The organism is Trichococcus sp. (assembly GCF_055118575.1).
This window is the reverse complement of the sequence record NZ_JBSQPW010000006.1, coordinates 1-15,584: the sequence shown is the minus strand read 5'-3', so window position 1 is coordinate 15,584 and position 15,584 is coordinate 1. Positions and strand designations below refer to the sequence as shown.

14 protein-coding genes are annotated in these 15,584 nt (G+C 47.1%); 13 read left to right on the top strand and 1 reads right to left on the bottom strand.

The features are described 5' to 3' along the window. The first annotated feature begins 20 nt into the window (after positions 1–20). The 5 genes from rpoD to ACTCCX_RS02445 all read left to right on the top strand — a co-directional run bounded on the left by rpoD (position 21) and on the right by ACTCCX_RS02445 (position 4,645). The gene (gene rpoD, locus ACTCCX_RS02465; protein ID WP_463274566.1) at positions 21–1,160 is read left to right on the top strand and encodes an RNA polymerase sigma factor RpoD; all 1,140 of its coding nucleotides are present in this window, start codon (positions 21–23) and stop codon (positions 1,158–1,160) included. Between the two features lie 137 nt (positions 1,161–1,297). Then, the gene (locus tag ACTCCX_RS02460) at positions 1,298–1,999 is read left to right on the top strand and encodes a tRNA (adenine(22)-N(1))-methyltransferase (RefSeq protein ID WP_463274565.1); all 702 of its coding nucleotides are present in this window, start codon (positions 1,298–1,300) and stop codon (positions 1,997–1,999) included. Then, positions 1,996–3,129, top strand: a complete 1,134-nt coding sequence (locus tag ACTCCX_RS02455; protein ID WP_463274564.1) for a Nif3-like dinuclear metal center hexameric protein — start codon at positions 1,996–1,998, stop codon at positions 3,127–3,129. The genes ACTCCX_RS02460 and ACTCCX_RS02455 overlap by 4 nt, the downstream gene beginning before the upstream one ends. Before the next feature lie 14 nt (positions 3,130–3,143). After that, on the top strand, positions 3,144–4,385 hold the full coding sequence (gene pepT, locus ACTCCX_RS02450) for a peptidase T (protein ID WP_463274563.1): 1,242 nt from the start codon (positions 3,144–3,146) through the stop codon (positions 4,383–4,385). After that, a complete protein-coding gene (locus tag ACTCCX_RS02445; RefSeq protein WP_463274562.1) occupies positions 4,382–4,645 on the top strand; it encodes a DUF1294 domain-containing protein in 264 nt (87 codons plus the stop codon). Before pepT ends, ACTCCX_RS02445 begins: the two co-directional genes overlap by 4 nt. Before the next feature lie 44 nt (positions 4,646–4,689). On the opposite strand, the gene ACTCCX_RS02440 is transcribed toward ACTCCX_RS02445, so the two are convergent. Beyond that, positions 4,690–5,541 (bottom strand): DegV family protein, encoded by an 852-nt coding sequence (locus tag ACTCCX_RS02440; RefSeq protein WP_463274561.1) that lies wholly within the window; start codon positions 5,539–5,541, stop codon positions 4,690–4,692. Positions 5,542–5,713: 172 nt separating this feature from the next. Between ACTCCX_RS02440 and truB the strand changes: the two genes are divergently transcribed. The 8 genes from truB to ACTCCX_RS02400 all read left to right on the top strand — a co-directional run bounded on the left by truB (position 5,714) and on the right by ACTCCX_RS02400 (position 15,438). Further along, complete coding sequence (truB, locus tag ACTCCX_RS02435) at positions 5,714–6,625, top strand: tRNA pseudouridine(55) synthase TruB (RefSeq protein ID WP_463274560.1); 912 nt, start codon at positions 5,714–5,716, stop codon at positions 6,623–6,625. Between the two features lie 22 nt (positions 6,626–6,647). Then, a complete protein-coding gene (ribF, locus tag ACTCCX_RS02430; RefSeq protein ID WP_463274559.1) occupies positions 6,648–7,610 on the top strand; it encodes a riboflavin biosynthesis protein RibF in 963 nt (320 codons plus the stop codon). Beyond that, a complete protein-coding gene (gene hemW / locus ACTCCX_RS02425; RefSeq protein ID WP_463274558.1) occupies positions 7,611–8,741 on the top strand; it encodes a radical SAM family heme chaperone HemW in 1,131 nt (376 codons plus the stop codon). It abuts the gene before it with no gap. A gap of 134 nt (positions 8,742–8,875) precedes the next feature. Next, a complete protein-coding gene (hrcA, locus tag ACTCCX_RS02420) occupies positions 8,876–9,910 on the top strand; it encodes a heat-inducible transcriptional repressor HrcA (RefSeq protein ID WP_463274557.1) in 1,035 nt (344 codons plus the stop codon). A 22-nt stretch (positions 9,911–9,932) separates the two neighbouring features. Next, a complete protein-coding gene (grpE, locus tag ACTCCX_RS02415) occupies positions 9,933–10,469 on the top strand; it encodes a nucleotide exchange factor GrpE (RefSeq protein WP_463274556.1) in 537 nt (178 codons plus the stop codon). A 45-nt stretch (positions 10,470–10,514) separates the two neighbouring features. After that, a complete protein-coding gene (dnaK, locus tag ACTCCX_RS02410) occupies positions 10,515–12,335 on the top strand; it encodes a molecular chaperone DnaK (protein WP_463274555.1) in 1,821 nt (606 codons plus the stop codon). A gap of 99 nt (positions 12,336–12,434) precedes the next feature. Then, positions 12,435–13,577 carry a molecular chaperone DnaJ gene (dnaJ, locus tag ACTCCX_RS02405; RefSeq protein ID WP_463274554.1) on the top strand — a complete coding sequence of 381 codons (1,143 nt, stop codon included), beginning with the start codon at positions 12,435–12,437 and terminating at the stop codon, positions 13,575–13,577. A 214-nt stretch (positions 13,578–13,791) separates the two neighbouring features. Further along, a complete protein-coding gene (locus tag ACTCCX_RS02400; RefSeq protein ID WP_463274553.1) occupies positions 13,792–15,438 on the top strand; it encodes a phosphoenolpyruvate carboxykinase (ATP) in 1,647 nt (548 codons plus the stop codon). Positions 15,439–15,584: the final 146 nt, after the last annotated feature.

The following is a 15,584-nucleotide window of genomic DNA, read 5'->3' as shown; positions in this document are numbered from 1 at the left end:
TCGAATGGAGGAATCATTTTATGGCAATCGAAAAAAATGATCAAGGTATAACGTTAGAACAGGTAACCAAAAAGCTAATCGCAGAACACAAATTATTGGGGGCCGTCTTCTATGACGAGTTGGCCGATAAGATCGCTACACCTTTCCAATTGGACGCGGATGACATGGACAAACTGATACAAAAAATGGAAGACGGCGGTGTCAGCGTCGTCGACGCGGACGGCGGCCCGACAGCTCGCCAACTTGCCAAAGAGGCAGTGAAACCTGAAAAAACAGTTGCAGCCAAAAAAGTTGAAGAAGAAGAAGACCCGATGGCAGTGCCTCCCGGAGTAAAAATCAACGATCCGGTCCGCATGTATCTGAAGGAAATCGGCCGAGTACCTTTGTTGAATGCAGAGGAAGAAGTCAATTTGGCGTTGCGCATCAAAGAAGGCGATCAGGAAGCGAAACAACAATTGGCCGAGGCCAACCTGCGTTTGGTCGTTTCCATCGCGAAACGCTATGTTGGCCGTGGTATGCAATTCCTGGACCTGATCCAAGAAGGTAACATGGGTCTGATGAAAGCAGTCGAAAAATTCGACCATACCAAAGGGTTCAAATTCTCCACCTACGCAACTTGGTGGATTCGCCAAGCTATCACCCGTGCCATCGCCGACCAAGCCAGAACGATCCGTATCCCTGTGCATATGGTCGAAACAATCAATAAATTGGTTCGGATCCAACGGCAATTGCTGCAGGATCTGGGACGCGAACCGACACCCGAAGAAATCGGTGCCGAAATGGACCTTCCGACTGAAAAAGTCAGAGAAATCCTGAAAATCGCCCAAGAGCCCGTTTCCTTGGAAACCCCTATCGGAGAAGAAGACGATTCCCATTTAGGCGACTTCATCGAAGACCAGGAAGTGCTGAGCCCGGCTGAGCATACCGCCCAAACGCTTCTGAAAGAACAGCTTGAGGAAGTGTTGGACACTTTGACAGACCGTGAAGAAAACGTCTTGCGTCTGCGCTTCGGCCTGGATGACGGCAATGTGCGCACATTGGAGCAAGTGGGGAAAGTATTCGGCGTCACCCGCGAGCGGATCCGCCAAATCGAAGCGAAAGCTTTGCGCAAACTGCGTCACCCAAGCCGCTCAAAACAATTAAAAGATTTTCTTGAGTAATAAGCACGCTGACCCGAGGTATTGCACTCGGGTTTTTCTTATGCCATTTTGTGGGTGGTGTAAGGATTTATGGGATATATGAAATGGAATTATGCTAGAATGGTACTATCAGCAAAAATGGAAATGGAGGGATGAGGTTGAACAATCAACAATTATCCGTAAGACTCGAGACAGTCGCAGGGTTTGTTCCGGAAAATGCCAGACTGGCCGATATAGGCTCGGATCACGCTTACTTGCCTTGTGTGTTGGCAGCGCGCGCCGTCATCAGCTACGCATTGGCGGGGGAAGTTGTGAAAGGCCCATTCGAATCGGCAGCGGAACAGATCAGAACATCAGGAGTCAGCGATCGCGTCACCGCCAGACTTGGCGATGGCATGGATGTGATCGAGCCGATGGATCACATAAATGTCGTCACCATCTGTGGAATGGGTGGGGACTTGATTTCCAAAATCCTGGAAAAAGGCAGACTAAAAAATAAATTGGTTGGTGTGGAACGGTTAATCCTTCAACCCAACAATGGGGAAAAGAAACTGCGTGAATGGCTGATCGGGCACCAATACAAAATCATTGATGAAACGATATTGGAAGAAAACGGAAAAATTTATGAAATCATCGTCGCCGAAAAAGCAGAAACGGCGGAAACATACTCTGAGCTCGAATACAGCTTCGGCCGTTTCTTGCTTCAGAAAAAAAATGATGTTTTCCGCAAAAAGTGGTTATCCGAAATCGAGAAATGCCAATACATATTGGACAGCATGCAAAAAGCAAGCAACAATCTGAACGAAAAAGAGCAACAAGTGATCAATAAAATCAATGAAATTAAAGAGGTGCTGGAATGAGAAGCATTACTGGTTATGAATTCATCGAGTTATTCGAATCGCATGTTCCGACTTGGTTGGCAGAAGAAGGGGATCCGGTGGGTCTACATTTGGGTGATTTGAGCCGTCCCGTCAGCCGTATTCTGGTGACGCTGGATGTCCGTCCGGAAGTTGTTCAGGAAGCTATCGAAAAGCAAGTCGATTTTATTTTTTCCCATCATCCGCCTATCTACCGACCGTTAAAAAAACTGGACGTTTCCGATAGGCAAACGAAAATGTATGTTGATCTGCTGAAGCATGACATCAGCGTCTATGCTGCCCATACGAATCTGGACAACTCGGATAACGGGATGAACGATTGGCTCTCTGAGGCACTGGGTCTGCTGGACGTGGAAATAATGGATGTCACCAAGCGCGTTCCCGTAAAAAAAATATCCGTATGCGTGCCGAATGGCGAATGCAATCGTGTTCGCCTGGCTATGACCGGTGCGGGGGCCGGGAACATTTCCGACGAATACAGCCACTGTTCCTACGAGGCGCAAGGGGTCGGCCGCTTTACGCCGCTAGAAGGCGCAAAACCAGCCATTGGACACATAAATGAACCTGAAGCAGTGCAGGAAAAGAAAATCGAGATGATTGTCGAAGACAAGTACTTGGCGGACGTATTGGAGGCGCTACATGAATCGCATCCTTACGAAGAGCCCATCTATGAAATATACACAATCAATAATTTTCAGCGCGAATACGGTCTGGGAAGAGTCGGCAATCTGGCCTTGCCGATGTCGTTGCGTTCCTTTATCCAGTACGTAAAGGATGTTTTTCAGATCGAAGGCTTGCGCTTCATCGCAGCGGATCTGGATCAGACGATCAGTCGCGTTGCCATCTGCGGTGGAGATGCCGGTAAATACTACCGGAAAGCAATCCGGAAGGGAGCAGATGTTTACATCACCGGAGATGTCTACTACCATACGGCCCATGATATGCAGGCTGATGGACTGACCGTCATCGACCCAGGCCACCATATCGAACAGATCTGCAAACCAAAACTGTTGGAATTATTTAATGAATGGAAAGAGGAAAATGAATGGGATCTGGAAGTCATCGCTTCCGAAATCAATACGGATCCTTTCATTTTCGACAGTCAATTGTGAGAGGATGTCAATGAATGCAAGAAAAATTAGTGGACCGTTTTTTGAAATATATAAAATTCGAAACAAGATCGGATGAGAAAAGTCTGACGGTGCCTTCCACCCAAAATCAGGTGGAATTCGCAAAAACTGTGTTGATGCCGGAACTGGAAGCTATCGGCCTTTCGGATATTCAATACAATCCTGCCAATGGATTCGTAACGGCACTTTTGCCGCGCAACTCAGAAAAAGTGTTCCCTACAATCGGGTTCATCGCCCATATGGACACAGCTGATTTTGAAGCGGCAAATGTAAATCCGCTTATTTGGAATCACTATGCGGGAAACGATTTGATTTTGGATGCGGAAACACAGCTGACGCTTTCGCCGAAGGACTTCCCTGCGCTGAAGAACTACATCGGCCAGACGTTGATCACCACCGATGGTAAAACGTTGTTGGGTGCGGACGACAAAGCCGGCATAGCAGAAATCATCACCGCTTTGGAAACAATAAAAGCAACAGACAATATCGAACACGGGGACATCAAAGTCGCTTTCGGACCGGATGAAGAAATCGGCCGCGGTGCTGATCTTTTTGATGTGGCCGGTTTCGCTTGTGACTTTGCCTATACGATGGACGGAGGTCCGTTGGGAGAACTCGAATACGAAAGCTTCAATGCAGCACAAGCGATTGTAACAATCCAGGGCAAAAATGTGCATCCGGGCACTGCCAAGGACACGATGGTGAATGCGATCAAATTGGCCATCTCCTACGACAGCGCTTTGCCGCAAAATGAAGTTCCGGAAAAAACCGAAAAGCGCGAAGGTTTTTATCACCTGTTGGGCATTGAAGGCAATGTCGAAGAAAGCATAATGACCTACATCATCAGGGATCATGATAAGGCAATGTTTGAGGACAGGAAAACGATCATGATTGACCTTGCGGAACGCATGAACACGGAGCTTTCCGAAGAGCGCATCACCATCGAAATGCACGATCAGTATTACAACATGGGGGAAGTGCTGAAAGAAGATATGCGGCCTGTCGATCTGGCTGAAGCAGCAATGAAGTCGTTGGGGATCACCCCGATCATCGAACCTATCCGTGGCGGGACGGATGGATCGAAGCTATCCTTCATGGGTCTGCCGACACCAAATATCTTTGCCGGAGGAGAAAACTTCCACGGGCGCTATGAATTTGTGTCTGTCGAATCAATGGAAAAAGCAGCTGCTGTCATAGTGGAAATCATCAGACAAAGCCAAGGATACGAAAAACTATGAGAAATCAAGTTCTTGTCTATTTTGTCTTGGTGAACGCATTGCTTTTCATCATGATGGGCATCGACAAAAAGAGAGCGCGGCAAAAAGCTTGGCGCATACCGGAACGCAATCTGCTCCTGCTCGGGTTATTCGGGGGCGGCCTGGGAGGATTCCTGGGGATGCATCATTTCCGCCATAAAACCAAACACCTGAACTTCAAAGTCGTCTTCGCTTTGGGCACACTCGTGACTGGTATAACCTCCTATATCATATTTTTATGAAAAGAAAATGCCGCTATCTTCCGGATGGGAAATAGCGGCATTTTTTATTTGTTTTTCATCAGGAATTGGAAGGAGACGGCTTCCGGGCCGGCGTGGGTCATGACGCTGGCGCTGGCATAGGAAGTATACATCAGGGCGCTAGGGAACGCGGCCTTCAGCATATCGGTGATTTGGTTCGAATATTCCGACAAACCGACATGCGTGACGCCGATTGCTTCAACATCAAGGTATTTCCCTTTCAATTCAGCGATGATTTCTTCGTAGCGTTTTACAATCGCTTTTGTGCCACGGACTTTGACATCGGTAGTCAAGGCGCCGTCGATCATTTTCAGGTTCGCTTTGATGTTCAGCAGTGTTGTGATACGTCCCATCGTTTTTCCGATACGGCCGCCCTTGACCATGTTTTCCAGATTAACGATGCTGATGTAAAGCAAGGTGCGATCCTTTACGGCAGTGACCCGAGGCAATGTGTCCGCTACAGTCAAGCCTTCAGCGGCACATCTGGCTGCTTCCAATACTTGGAAGGCGGCGGCTCTTGCGCAAAATTTTGAATCGATTACGGTAACTTTACCATGGGCGAGTTTAGCCGCTTGGTGAGCAGAATTTACGGTTCCGCTTAGCGTTTCCGTGACATGGGTGGACAAAACTTCGCTGCCATCAGCTGTCAGCTCGTTGTATTTATCCAAAAAGGTCCCCATGGCCGGTTGGGATGATTTTGGTAATTCCTTGCTGCTCGTCATTTTTTCGAGGAACTCAGGTTTCGTTATGGTGATGCCGTCATAGTACAGCACGGTATCAATCATGGATGAAAGTGGAATGATTGTGATTCCATATTTGTCAATTTCTTCTGCGGACAATTCCGTTGTGGAATCGGTCACAATTTTGAAGTTTGGCATGTTGATTCTCCTTCGGTACAGTCTTATTTCTTTAAGCATAGCAGATTTTCAGGGAAAAGTAACGCAGATATCCTCCTCATCATAAGCATATTCTTCAAATCTTGATGTTTTTTCCTGTAGAATAGATTATGCTATAATAGGTTAGTTGCAGAAGAAAGTGGGTTACAAATATATGGATGGAATATTGCCTTTATGGAAAGAACGCGGCATGACAAGTCACGACTGCGTATTCAAGTTGAGAAAAATACTGAAAACTAAAAAAGTCGGGCATACCGGCACATTGGATCCGGAAGTTGATGGCGTTTTGCCGATCTGCATCGGGAAAGCCACAAAAGTCGTCGAGTTTCTGACGGACACGGATAAAGCCTATGAAGGGGAAATCACTGTAGGTGTCGCCACAACGACTGAGGACAGCCAAGGGGAGACGATTGCGAAAAAACCGGTCGATCAAGCTCTTTCATTAGCTGAAATCGATGCAGCGATGGAATCCATGATCGGCGAAAGCATCCAAGTTCCGCCGATGTATTCCGCGGTCAAGGTGAACGGGAAAAGGCTGTACGAATATGCCCGTAAAGGTTTGACTGTCGAAAGGCCGCAAAGGACCATTCTCGTCATGAGTTTTGAGCGGATTTCAGAAACCGTCTATCATGCAGAAGACCAAACCATGTCCTGGCGCTTCCGGGTCACCTGCGGGAAAGGGACTTATGTGCGGACGTTGGCTGTCGATTTGGGCGCTTCACTGGGTTATCCGGCTTACATGTCAAGCCTCACCCGTACCATGAGCGGATCCTTCACGAAGGCTGATTGTCTGACGCTGCAGCAAGTTGCTGAAGCAATGACAATCAACGAAATCGACGCACATCTGAAGCCAATCGACTCTGTATTCGAAACGTTTCAGCAGCTTGCGCTTGACGATGAACTGTGGGATAAAGTGAAAAATGGTGCAGTTCTGCCGAAAGAGGGACCTTTCGAAACAATGGACGGCCCGGTCCTATTCACCCATCAAGGCAAAATCGTGGCGATGTACGAACCGCATCCGACCAAAGCCGCATACATCAAACCCAGGAAAATGTTCCTATCATAATCAGCAAGGAGTTGCTTACGCAATGGAAATAATACATATGCATCATCCCTATGACCAAAAACTGATACCCGACGAGCAAATGGTGTTGGCATTGGGATATTTTGATGGGGTCCACAGAGGCCACCAAGAAGTGATCAAAAGAGCAAGGGAAGTTGCCGAAAAGAAGAACCTCAAACTTGCTGTCATGAGCTTCAATCATCACCCGAGCATTGTTTTTCAGAAAATGAACCCGGAAACGATGCAATATTTGTCCACCGTCAACCGCAAAGCCGAAATTCTCGAGGGCTTAGGCGTTGATTATTTCTTTGTCGTCTCATTCACATCGGCATTCGCCTCTTTACGGCCTCAGGAATTTGTCGACCAATACATTTGCGGGCTGCATGCTGCTGCAGTTGTCGCCGGTTTTGATTACACCTATGGTCCAAGAGAGACAGCGAATATGAAACTGTTGGTGGATTACGCGAAAAGCCGCTTCGAAGTCATCGAAGTTCCCGAATTGAAGAATGAAACCGAAAAAATCAGTTCCACGCACATCCGTGAAGCACTAGTCGAAGGGAATATGGAAAAAGCGAATGAATATTTAGGCTATGTGTATCAGATTGAAGGGACGGTCATCCATGGCGATGCACGAGGCAGGCTGTTGGGGTTTCCGACTGCAAATATCCAGATCGAAAAACACACTCGTCTACCAAGAAACGGCGTCTACATCGTCAGCATCCGAGTGAATGGAACCTGGTACCGCGGCACGGCTTCAATCGGGCACAACATCACTTTTGAAGCCGGCCGCGACAAAACCGTGGAAGTGTATATTCTGGACTTCGACAAAATGATTTACGGTGAGGACGTAGCTGTCAGATGGCACCATTTTATCCGCAGCGAAATCAAATTTTCCGGCGTCGACCAGCTGATTGCTCAGCTGAAAAGCGATGAAGCGGAAACGATCGCCTATTTTGAGGATCACCCATTGGATGAGGTGATTCTCTAGATGGCGGCGGCGTATTTGCACATCCCTTTCTGCGAGCACATCTGCTTCTATTGCGACTTCAATAAAGTATTTTTGGAAGGGCAACCGGTCGATGAATACGTGGATGCTCTGATAAAGGAAATGCACTTGTCGAAACAACTGCATCCAAAAGAAGAAATAAGTACGTTTTATATCGGCGGGGGCACACCGACGACCCTGAATGAGCGCCAACTCGAGAAACTCTTGAACGGGATCCGCAGCACCTATTCCTTGCCGAATGGCGCTGAGTTCACGATGGAAGCCAATCCGGAAAGTGTTTCCTTTGAAAAACTGAAAATCATGCGTGATTATGGAGTCAACCGTTTGAGCATGGGGGTCCAATCCTTCAATAACGACATCCTGAAAAAAATCGGCCGCATCCATACAGCCGAGCAAGTGTACACTTCCGTGGCTGATGCCCGCAGAGCCGGATTCGAAAATATGACCATCGATCTGATCTTCCGCCTGCCGAACCAAACGATGGCCGATTTTGAAGACAGTCTGAAAAAAGCCTTGGAATTGGATTTGCCGCATTATTCTATTTATGCCTTGATTCTCGAAAACAAAACGGTGTTCTATAACCTGATGCGTCAGGGGAAACTGCCGTTGCCTTCGGAAGACACAGAGGCAGATATGTACGCCCTTGCCATCGAGACGATGTCAAAAAATGGCAGGAATCAATACGAAATCTCCAACTTTGCGATTCCGGGTTATGAATCCCAACACAATCTCACCTATTGGAAAAATGAGTCCTATTTCGGTTTCGGGGCAGGTGCGCACGGCTATATCGATGGGATCCGCTACCATAATCATGGACCGATCCAACAGTATTTGGCGCCATTGCGCGAGAACAGTCTGCCGATTATCCGTCAGCAGCAATTGTCGAAACAGGAACAGATGGAAGAAGAGATGATTCTGGGTCTGCGTACGATGGTCGGCGTCAGCCAAAGACATTTTGCTGATAAATTCAAAACCCCGCTGTTGGACCATTATGCTTCCGTCGTTTCCGACTTGGTTGCGGACGGCCTGATTCTGATCGACGGCGACAGAATCCGTTTGACCCCCAGAGGTGTTTTCCTCGGTAATGAAGTATTCCGTTCGTTCCTGGTGTGAATGGGTTCATTGCCATGAGGTGCCAATAATGTTACGAAAAATGATTGTATTCCGTTGACAAAGCCTGTTGCCCATGATAAATTTATTTATGGTTAGCACTCATTGTGGTCAAGTGCTAAAGTGAGGTGAAAATCTTGTTAACAGAAAGACAGTTGCTAATTTTGGATTTAATCGTCAGGCATTACATCGAATTTGAGGAGCCGATCGGTTCGAAGACGCTCCTGAAGGAATCTTCGTTACCGTTAAGTTCTGCAACGATCCGTAACGAAATGATGCGGATCGAGGAATTGGGCTTCCTGGAAAAGATGCATTCTTCATCAGGCAGGATACCGTCCATCCAAGGCTACCGTTACTATGTCGATCAACTTTTAGGCAAAGAAAGCGAAGAAGTCGCTGAAGACGTCAAACAAACGATCAAACATGGGTTTCAGAATCCTTACCGGGAAGTGCAGCAGGTCGTCGAAAAGTCAGCTGAAATGTTGTCTTTCTTGACGAATTATACTGCTTTGGCGATTGGACCTGAAACAAAAGACAGCCGCTTGACGGGCTTCCGACTGGTTCCTCTCAATGAAGGACATGTGATGGCGATATTGGTGACTGATAAAGGACATGTGGAAAACCAGATTTTTTCTGTCTCGCCTGGCTTCTCAGCCGCTGAGATAGAAAAAATCGTCAACATCTTTAATCAGGAGCTGGTCGGCCGCACGCTGCAGGAGGTATTCATCAAACTGCAAACGGACATTCCGGTGATCATCCGGAAGTACGTCGACGCGAAAATCGATTTCACAGCGATCTTCAACGACATCGTGGCGAAGTTGGAGCATGACCGCTTCCATGTAGGCGGCAGCATGAACCTTCTGAACCATTTGGATGAAAGGATGGACAAGAATAAAGTCAAAGCCATTTTAAGCATGCTGAACGGGTCTCCCGACATCCATGCACTTTTTTCAAACCCCAACGAGGGCGTCGGCGTCAAGATCGGAACAGAATTGAACAATGAGCTTCTGCATAGTTTCAGCCTGATTACGGCTACGTACGACACAGCCGGCAACGGTAAAGGCCTGATCGCATTGTTGGGGCCTACCAATATGCCTTACAAAAAAATGATCAGCATCATGAAATTTATGCGCTATGAACTTTCTGATAGCTTGAATGATCTAAACAAATAAGCACGACAAAGGAGATTTTGAAGTGGACAATAACGAAGAATTAGTGGACCTGGAACAAACAACTGCCGAAACAACGGTTGCTGAAGGTCAAGAAGCGGCTACGGAAGCAACTGAGGTTGAAACCTTGAGAGCGACCTTGTCCGAAACGGAAGACCGGTTGTTGCGTCTGCAGGCAGAACTCGCCAATATCCAGAAACGCAACGCGAAAGAAAGACAGGATGCGGCAAAATACCGTTCGCAGTCACTGGCGCAAGAATTATTGCCGGTGATGGACAGTTTGGAGCGCGCATTAGCGATTGAAGTGGAAGATGAAAAATCTTTGAACCTGAAAAAAGGCTTGGAAATGGTCATGAACCTGTTCACGGAGGCTTTCGCGAAAGAGGGGATTTATGCCATCGATCCGATCGATCAGCCTTTCGATCCGAATTTCCATCAATCCATCCAAACGCAGCCGGCTGCCGAAGGCCAAGCGTCTGATACAGTCGTTGTGGTAGTGCAAAAAGGATATGCGTTAAAAGAGCGTGTATTGAGACCGGCAATGGTTATCGTAGCAGAATAATTTTATTGATAAACACAAAAATTTCAGATAGAGGGGAATAACATCATGAGCAAAATTATTGGTATTGACTTAGGAACTACAAACTCAGCAGTCGCTGTATTAGAAGGCGGAGAAGCTAAAATCATCCCAAATCCAGAGGGAAATCGCACGACACCATCTGTCGTTTCCTTCAAAAATGGCGAAATCCAAGTGGGCGAAGTTGCAAAACGCCAAGCAGTGACAAACCCGAACACAATCAGCTCAATCAAACGTCACATGGGTGTTGCGGGCTATAAAGTGGAAGTGGAAGGCAAAAGCTACACGCCGCAAGAAGTTTCTGCAATGATCCTTCAATATCTGAAAGGCTATGCAGAAGACTACTTGGGCGAAAAAGTTGATAAAGCCGTAATCACAGTTCCTGCTTACTTCAACGATGCACAGCGTCAAGCGACTAAAGATGCCGGAAGAATTGCCGGTCTGGAAGTGGAGCGTATCGTCAACGAGCCGACTGCCGCAGCTTTGGCTTACGGTTTGGACAAAACCGATAAAGACGAAAAAATTCTTGTATTCGACTTGGGTGGCGGTACTTTCGACGTTTCCATCCTTGAATTGGGCGATGGCGTATTCGATGTATTAAGTACAGCCGGCGACAACAAATTAGGTGGGGATGACTTCGACAACAAAATCATCGACTACTTGGTTGCGGAATTCAAGAAAGAAAACGGAATCGACCTTGCAAACGACAAAATGGCGAAACAACGTCTGAAAGACGCTGCTGAAAAAGCCAAAAAAGATCTGTCAGGCGTGACTTCAACCCAAATCAGCCTGCCGTTCATCACAGCTGGTGATGCTGGTCCGTTGCACTTGGAATTGACGCTTACTCGTGCGAAATTCGACGAAATCACATATGACTTGGTTGAACGTACAAAAGGTCCTGTGCGCCAAGCATTGAAGGATGCTGGTTTATCCACTTCCGAAATCGATGAAATCATTCTGGTCGGTGGCTCAACACGTATCCCTGCAGTCATCGAAGCAGTCCGTAAAGAAGCAGGCAAAGAGCCGAACAAATCCGTTAACCCGGATGAAGTTGTCGCAATGGGTGCTGCCATCCAAGGTGGAGTCATCTCCGGTGACGTAAAAGATATCGTACTATTGGACGTTACACCTTTGTCATTGGGTATCGAAACAATGGGTGGTGTGTTCACAAAATTGATCGACCGCAATACAACAATCCCGACTAGCAAGTCACAAGTCTTCTCGACTGCAGCTGACAATCAGCCAGCTGTTGATGTGCATGTTCTCCAAGGAGAGCGTCCGATGGCGGCCGACAACAAAACATTGGGTCGTTTCCAATTGACGGACATTCCGGCAGCACCTCGCGGCGTTCCTCAAATCGAAGTGTCATTCGATATCGACAAAAATGGTATCGTCAATGTTCGCGCTAAAGACTTGGGTACGCAAAAAGAACAAACCATCACCATCAAGTCTTCTTCCGGTCTGACTGACGAAGAAATCGAAAAAATGGTGAAAGATGCGGAAGCGAACGCTGAAGCAGACAAACTGCGCAAAGAAGAAGTTGAATTGCGCAATGAAGTGGATCAATTGATCTTCCAGACAGACAAAACATTGAAAGAGCTTGACGGAAAAGTTGATGCTGACGAAGTGAAAAAAGCTGAAGAAGCGAGAGACGAACTGAAAGCAGCAGTCGAAGCAAATGATCTGGAACAAATGAAAACGAAGCGTGACGCTTTGAATGAGCTTGTCCAAAATCTGACTGTCAAACTTTATGAGCAAGCTGCACAAGCGCAACAACAGGAAGGCGCGCATGATACAGCAACTGACGACGGTGTCGTTGATGCCGATTTTGAAGAAGTAGACGACAAATAGTCAACTCTGACGGGAGGAAGCCAACGCTTAACTGCATTGGCTTCTCTCACTGTATAGAGCTAAAATGTTCAGATGAAGCCAATCAATGGAGGCGAAACAATGGCGAAAAGAGATTATTACGATGTCTTGGGTGTGGCGAAGGATGCCACAGACGATGAGATAAAAAAAGCTTACCGGAAACTTTCCAAGAAGTTTCACCCGGATATCAATAAAGAAGCGGGCGCAGAAGATAAATTCAAGGAGCTTGCTGAAGCATACGAAGTCTTGAGCGACGGCAACAAACGCGCGGCCTATGACCAGTACGGCCACGCCAGCACCGATCCCAACTTTGGCGCAGGCGGCGGTTATGGTGGCGGCGGTTTCGGCGGCTTCTCAGGCGGTTTCGAAGACATCTTTGATTCCTTTTTCGGAGGCGGAGGCGGGCGTGGAAGAAATCCAAATGCCCCCCGACAAGGATCAGATTTGCAATACCGTATCCATCTTACATTTGAAGAAGCGATTTTCGGAAAAAAAGAAACCATCCGTTACAAACGTGATGAAGAATGCAAAACCTGCAGTGGTTCCGGTGCAAAACCCGGTACACAGCCGAAGACATGTTCGAAATGTCATGGCTCAGGAGCAGTTGGTGTCGAGAGGAATACGCCTTTCGGTCGCGTCATGACACAAGCAGTCTGTGATGTCTGCGGTGGAACCGGCAAAGAAATCACGGATAAATGTACTACATGCTACGGAAAAGGGCATGTCGAAACCGATCACTCTGTGGCTGTCACGATCCCGCCTGGCGTTGATGATGGACAACAGATGCGCTTGAACGGTCAAGGGGAAGTCGGCAGCAACGGCGGCCCATATGGCGATCTGTATGTCGTTTTCCAAGTGGAACCGAGCGATATTTTCGATCGCGAAGGGACAGAAATCCATTATACGCTTCCTATCAGTTTCGCCCAAGCCGCTTTGGGTGACGAAATAGAAGTGCCTACAGTACACGGAAAAGTCAAATTGAAGATTCCTGCCGGAACACAGACGGGTACCAATTTCCGCCTCAAAGGCAAAGGGGCGCCACGCTTGCGAGGAACCGGAAATGGTGATCAGCACGTCAAAGTGACGGTCGTCACACCGAAGAACCTTAACGAGAAGCAAAGAGAGGCAATCCGCGCTTTCGCCGCAGCAGGTGGTGATACACTGGTGGAAGACGAAGCCAATTTTTTTGATAAAGTAAAGGACGCCTTCAAAACTAAAAAATAAATAAGCAGAAAGAACCGGTGCGGTAGAAACAACCTAGCACCGGTTCTTTTTTTGTCCCTATGCTATTCTGTTAGAGTTTTTGTAACTAATATGAAGGCAATCAACACTTTTTTTATAGAAAAAGAGTAAATATTCGCAAATCTAAGGATGTAAGGGGTTACATTTTGGGTAAATAGGATTATAATGGAGGTATCAAATAAAAGAGGTGACGTAAATGGCTACTATAGAATCGTTCAATAGATCCGAATTAAAGAAGTCCAACCCTTTACTTACGAAATTCAGGACAACGGTCGAAACAGCTTTTTATGGCAAAAACATGCAGGAAGTCTTGGATATGACGGAAGCCTATCAACTCGCTCTGAACGCTGCAGGCGTCGTCGTTACCGACCTGCCTGTGCTCCACACAAAGGAATTGGGATTGCCTGATGATGCCAAAGTGCTTGTCGAAAATGGTGGTAAAATCGTAGGGCGCACTGCCCGCGCCAAACGTATCATCGGAGAGAATAAAGAGGAAGACGAAATCCTTGAAGCCATCATCATGGATGTCATCTATAAAAACAGACTGCGCCATTATTATAAAACGACGGGGTATGTAGGCCTTGACAAGGATTTCATAATCAAGGCACACATTGCTTTCCCAGAAGGGAACGAAAACAATCTCTACTCCTGGTTGTTGAACTTTCAGTGGAACAGCCCGGAATACCAAGAAATGTATAAACATTCGAAAGTATACAACGAGGGCGATATCTACATCTACACAGATCCCGACTGGCGCCATCCTGATTATCCGCTCGGAGTGGCTATCTTCGAGCCTGATAAAAATGTTGCTTGCATTCTGGGAATGCAATATTTCGGGGAATTCAAAAAAGGCACATTGACGCTTGCTTGGGGTACCGGCCACCGGAATGGCTTCGTTGCTTGCCACGGCGGCCAAAAACACTTCCGCCTGCATGACGGCGGTTCATATGTCGCTTCTTTCTTTGGACTTTCAGGATCAGGAAAATCTACTCTGACCCATTCGAAGCATGATGATAAATACGAAATCAAAGTGCTGCATGACGATGCCTTCCTGATCGATTTGACGGATGGTTCCTCTATTGCCTTGGAACCTTCTTATTTTGATAAGACCCAGGATTATCCAGCCGATCACCCCGAACAGAATTATTTTGTGACTGTCCAGAACGTGGGCGTGACGAAGGATACCGACGGGAAAATTGTACTTGTGACCGAAGATATCCGGAATGGCAACGGACGTACGGTCAAATCACGTTATTCCACTCCGAACCGCGTGGATAAATTCGAAGAGCCGATCAATGCTGTCTACTGGATTATGAAGGATGATGCGTTGCCGCCTTTGGTCAAGGTAGACGAAGCGGTCTTGGGGGCAACCTTCGGAACGACACTGGCAACGAAACGCTCGACTGCGGAAACGCTGAAAAAAGGCGAGTCGACCGATAGTTTGGTCATCGAACCATTCGCAAATCCGTTCCGGGTCTATCCATTGGTTGAGGATTATGCCGGCTTTAAAGAACTGCTGGCGCATGAAGGTGTCGAATGCTACATCATCAACACTGGGTTTTTCATGGGTAAAAAAATACCGAAAGAAGTATCTTTAGGTGTAATCGAAAGCGTCGTTGAAGGGACAGCATCATTCGTCCCATTCGGCGATGCACCACATCTCAGCTATCTTCCGGTCGAAGGATTCAACCCTGATTTTGAAGACAAAGACTATAGTAAATTGGTGAGAAGACGGATGCAGCTGCGGGAAGATTTCTTAGAGGAATTCAATGCTGTCCATCCGAGTGTTCCACTGCCTGATGAAGCCATCCAAGCATTACAGAACATCATTGATGCCTTTTAAGTTTCAACGAGAAAGAATCCGGTGGGGAACCTCCGGATTCTTTTTTCATATACTAGGAAAGTATAAAATTTTTCGGATTGAAAAGTGCTTCACCGTAGGTGTTTCACACGTTTGCAAAATGTTTCATGCACCTAAAATGATGGCCA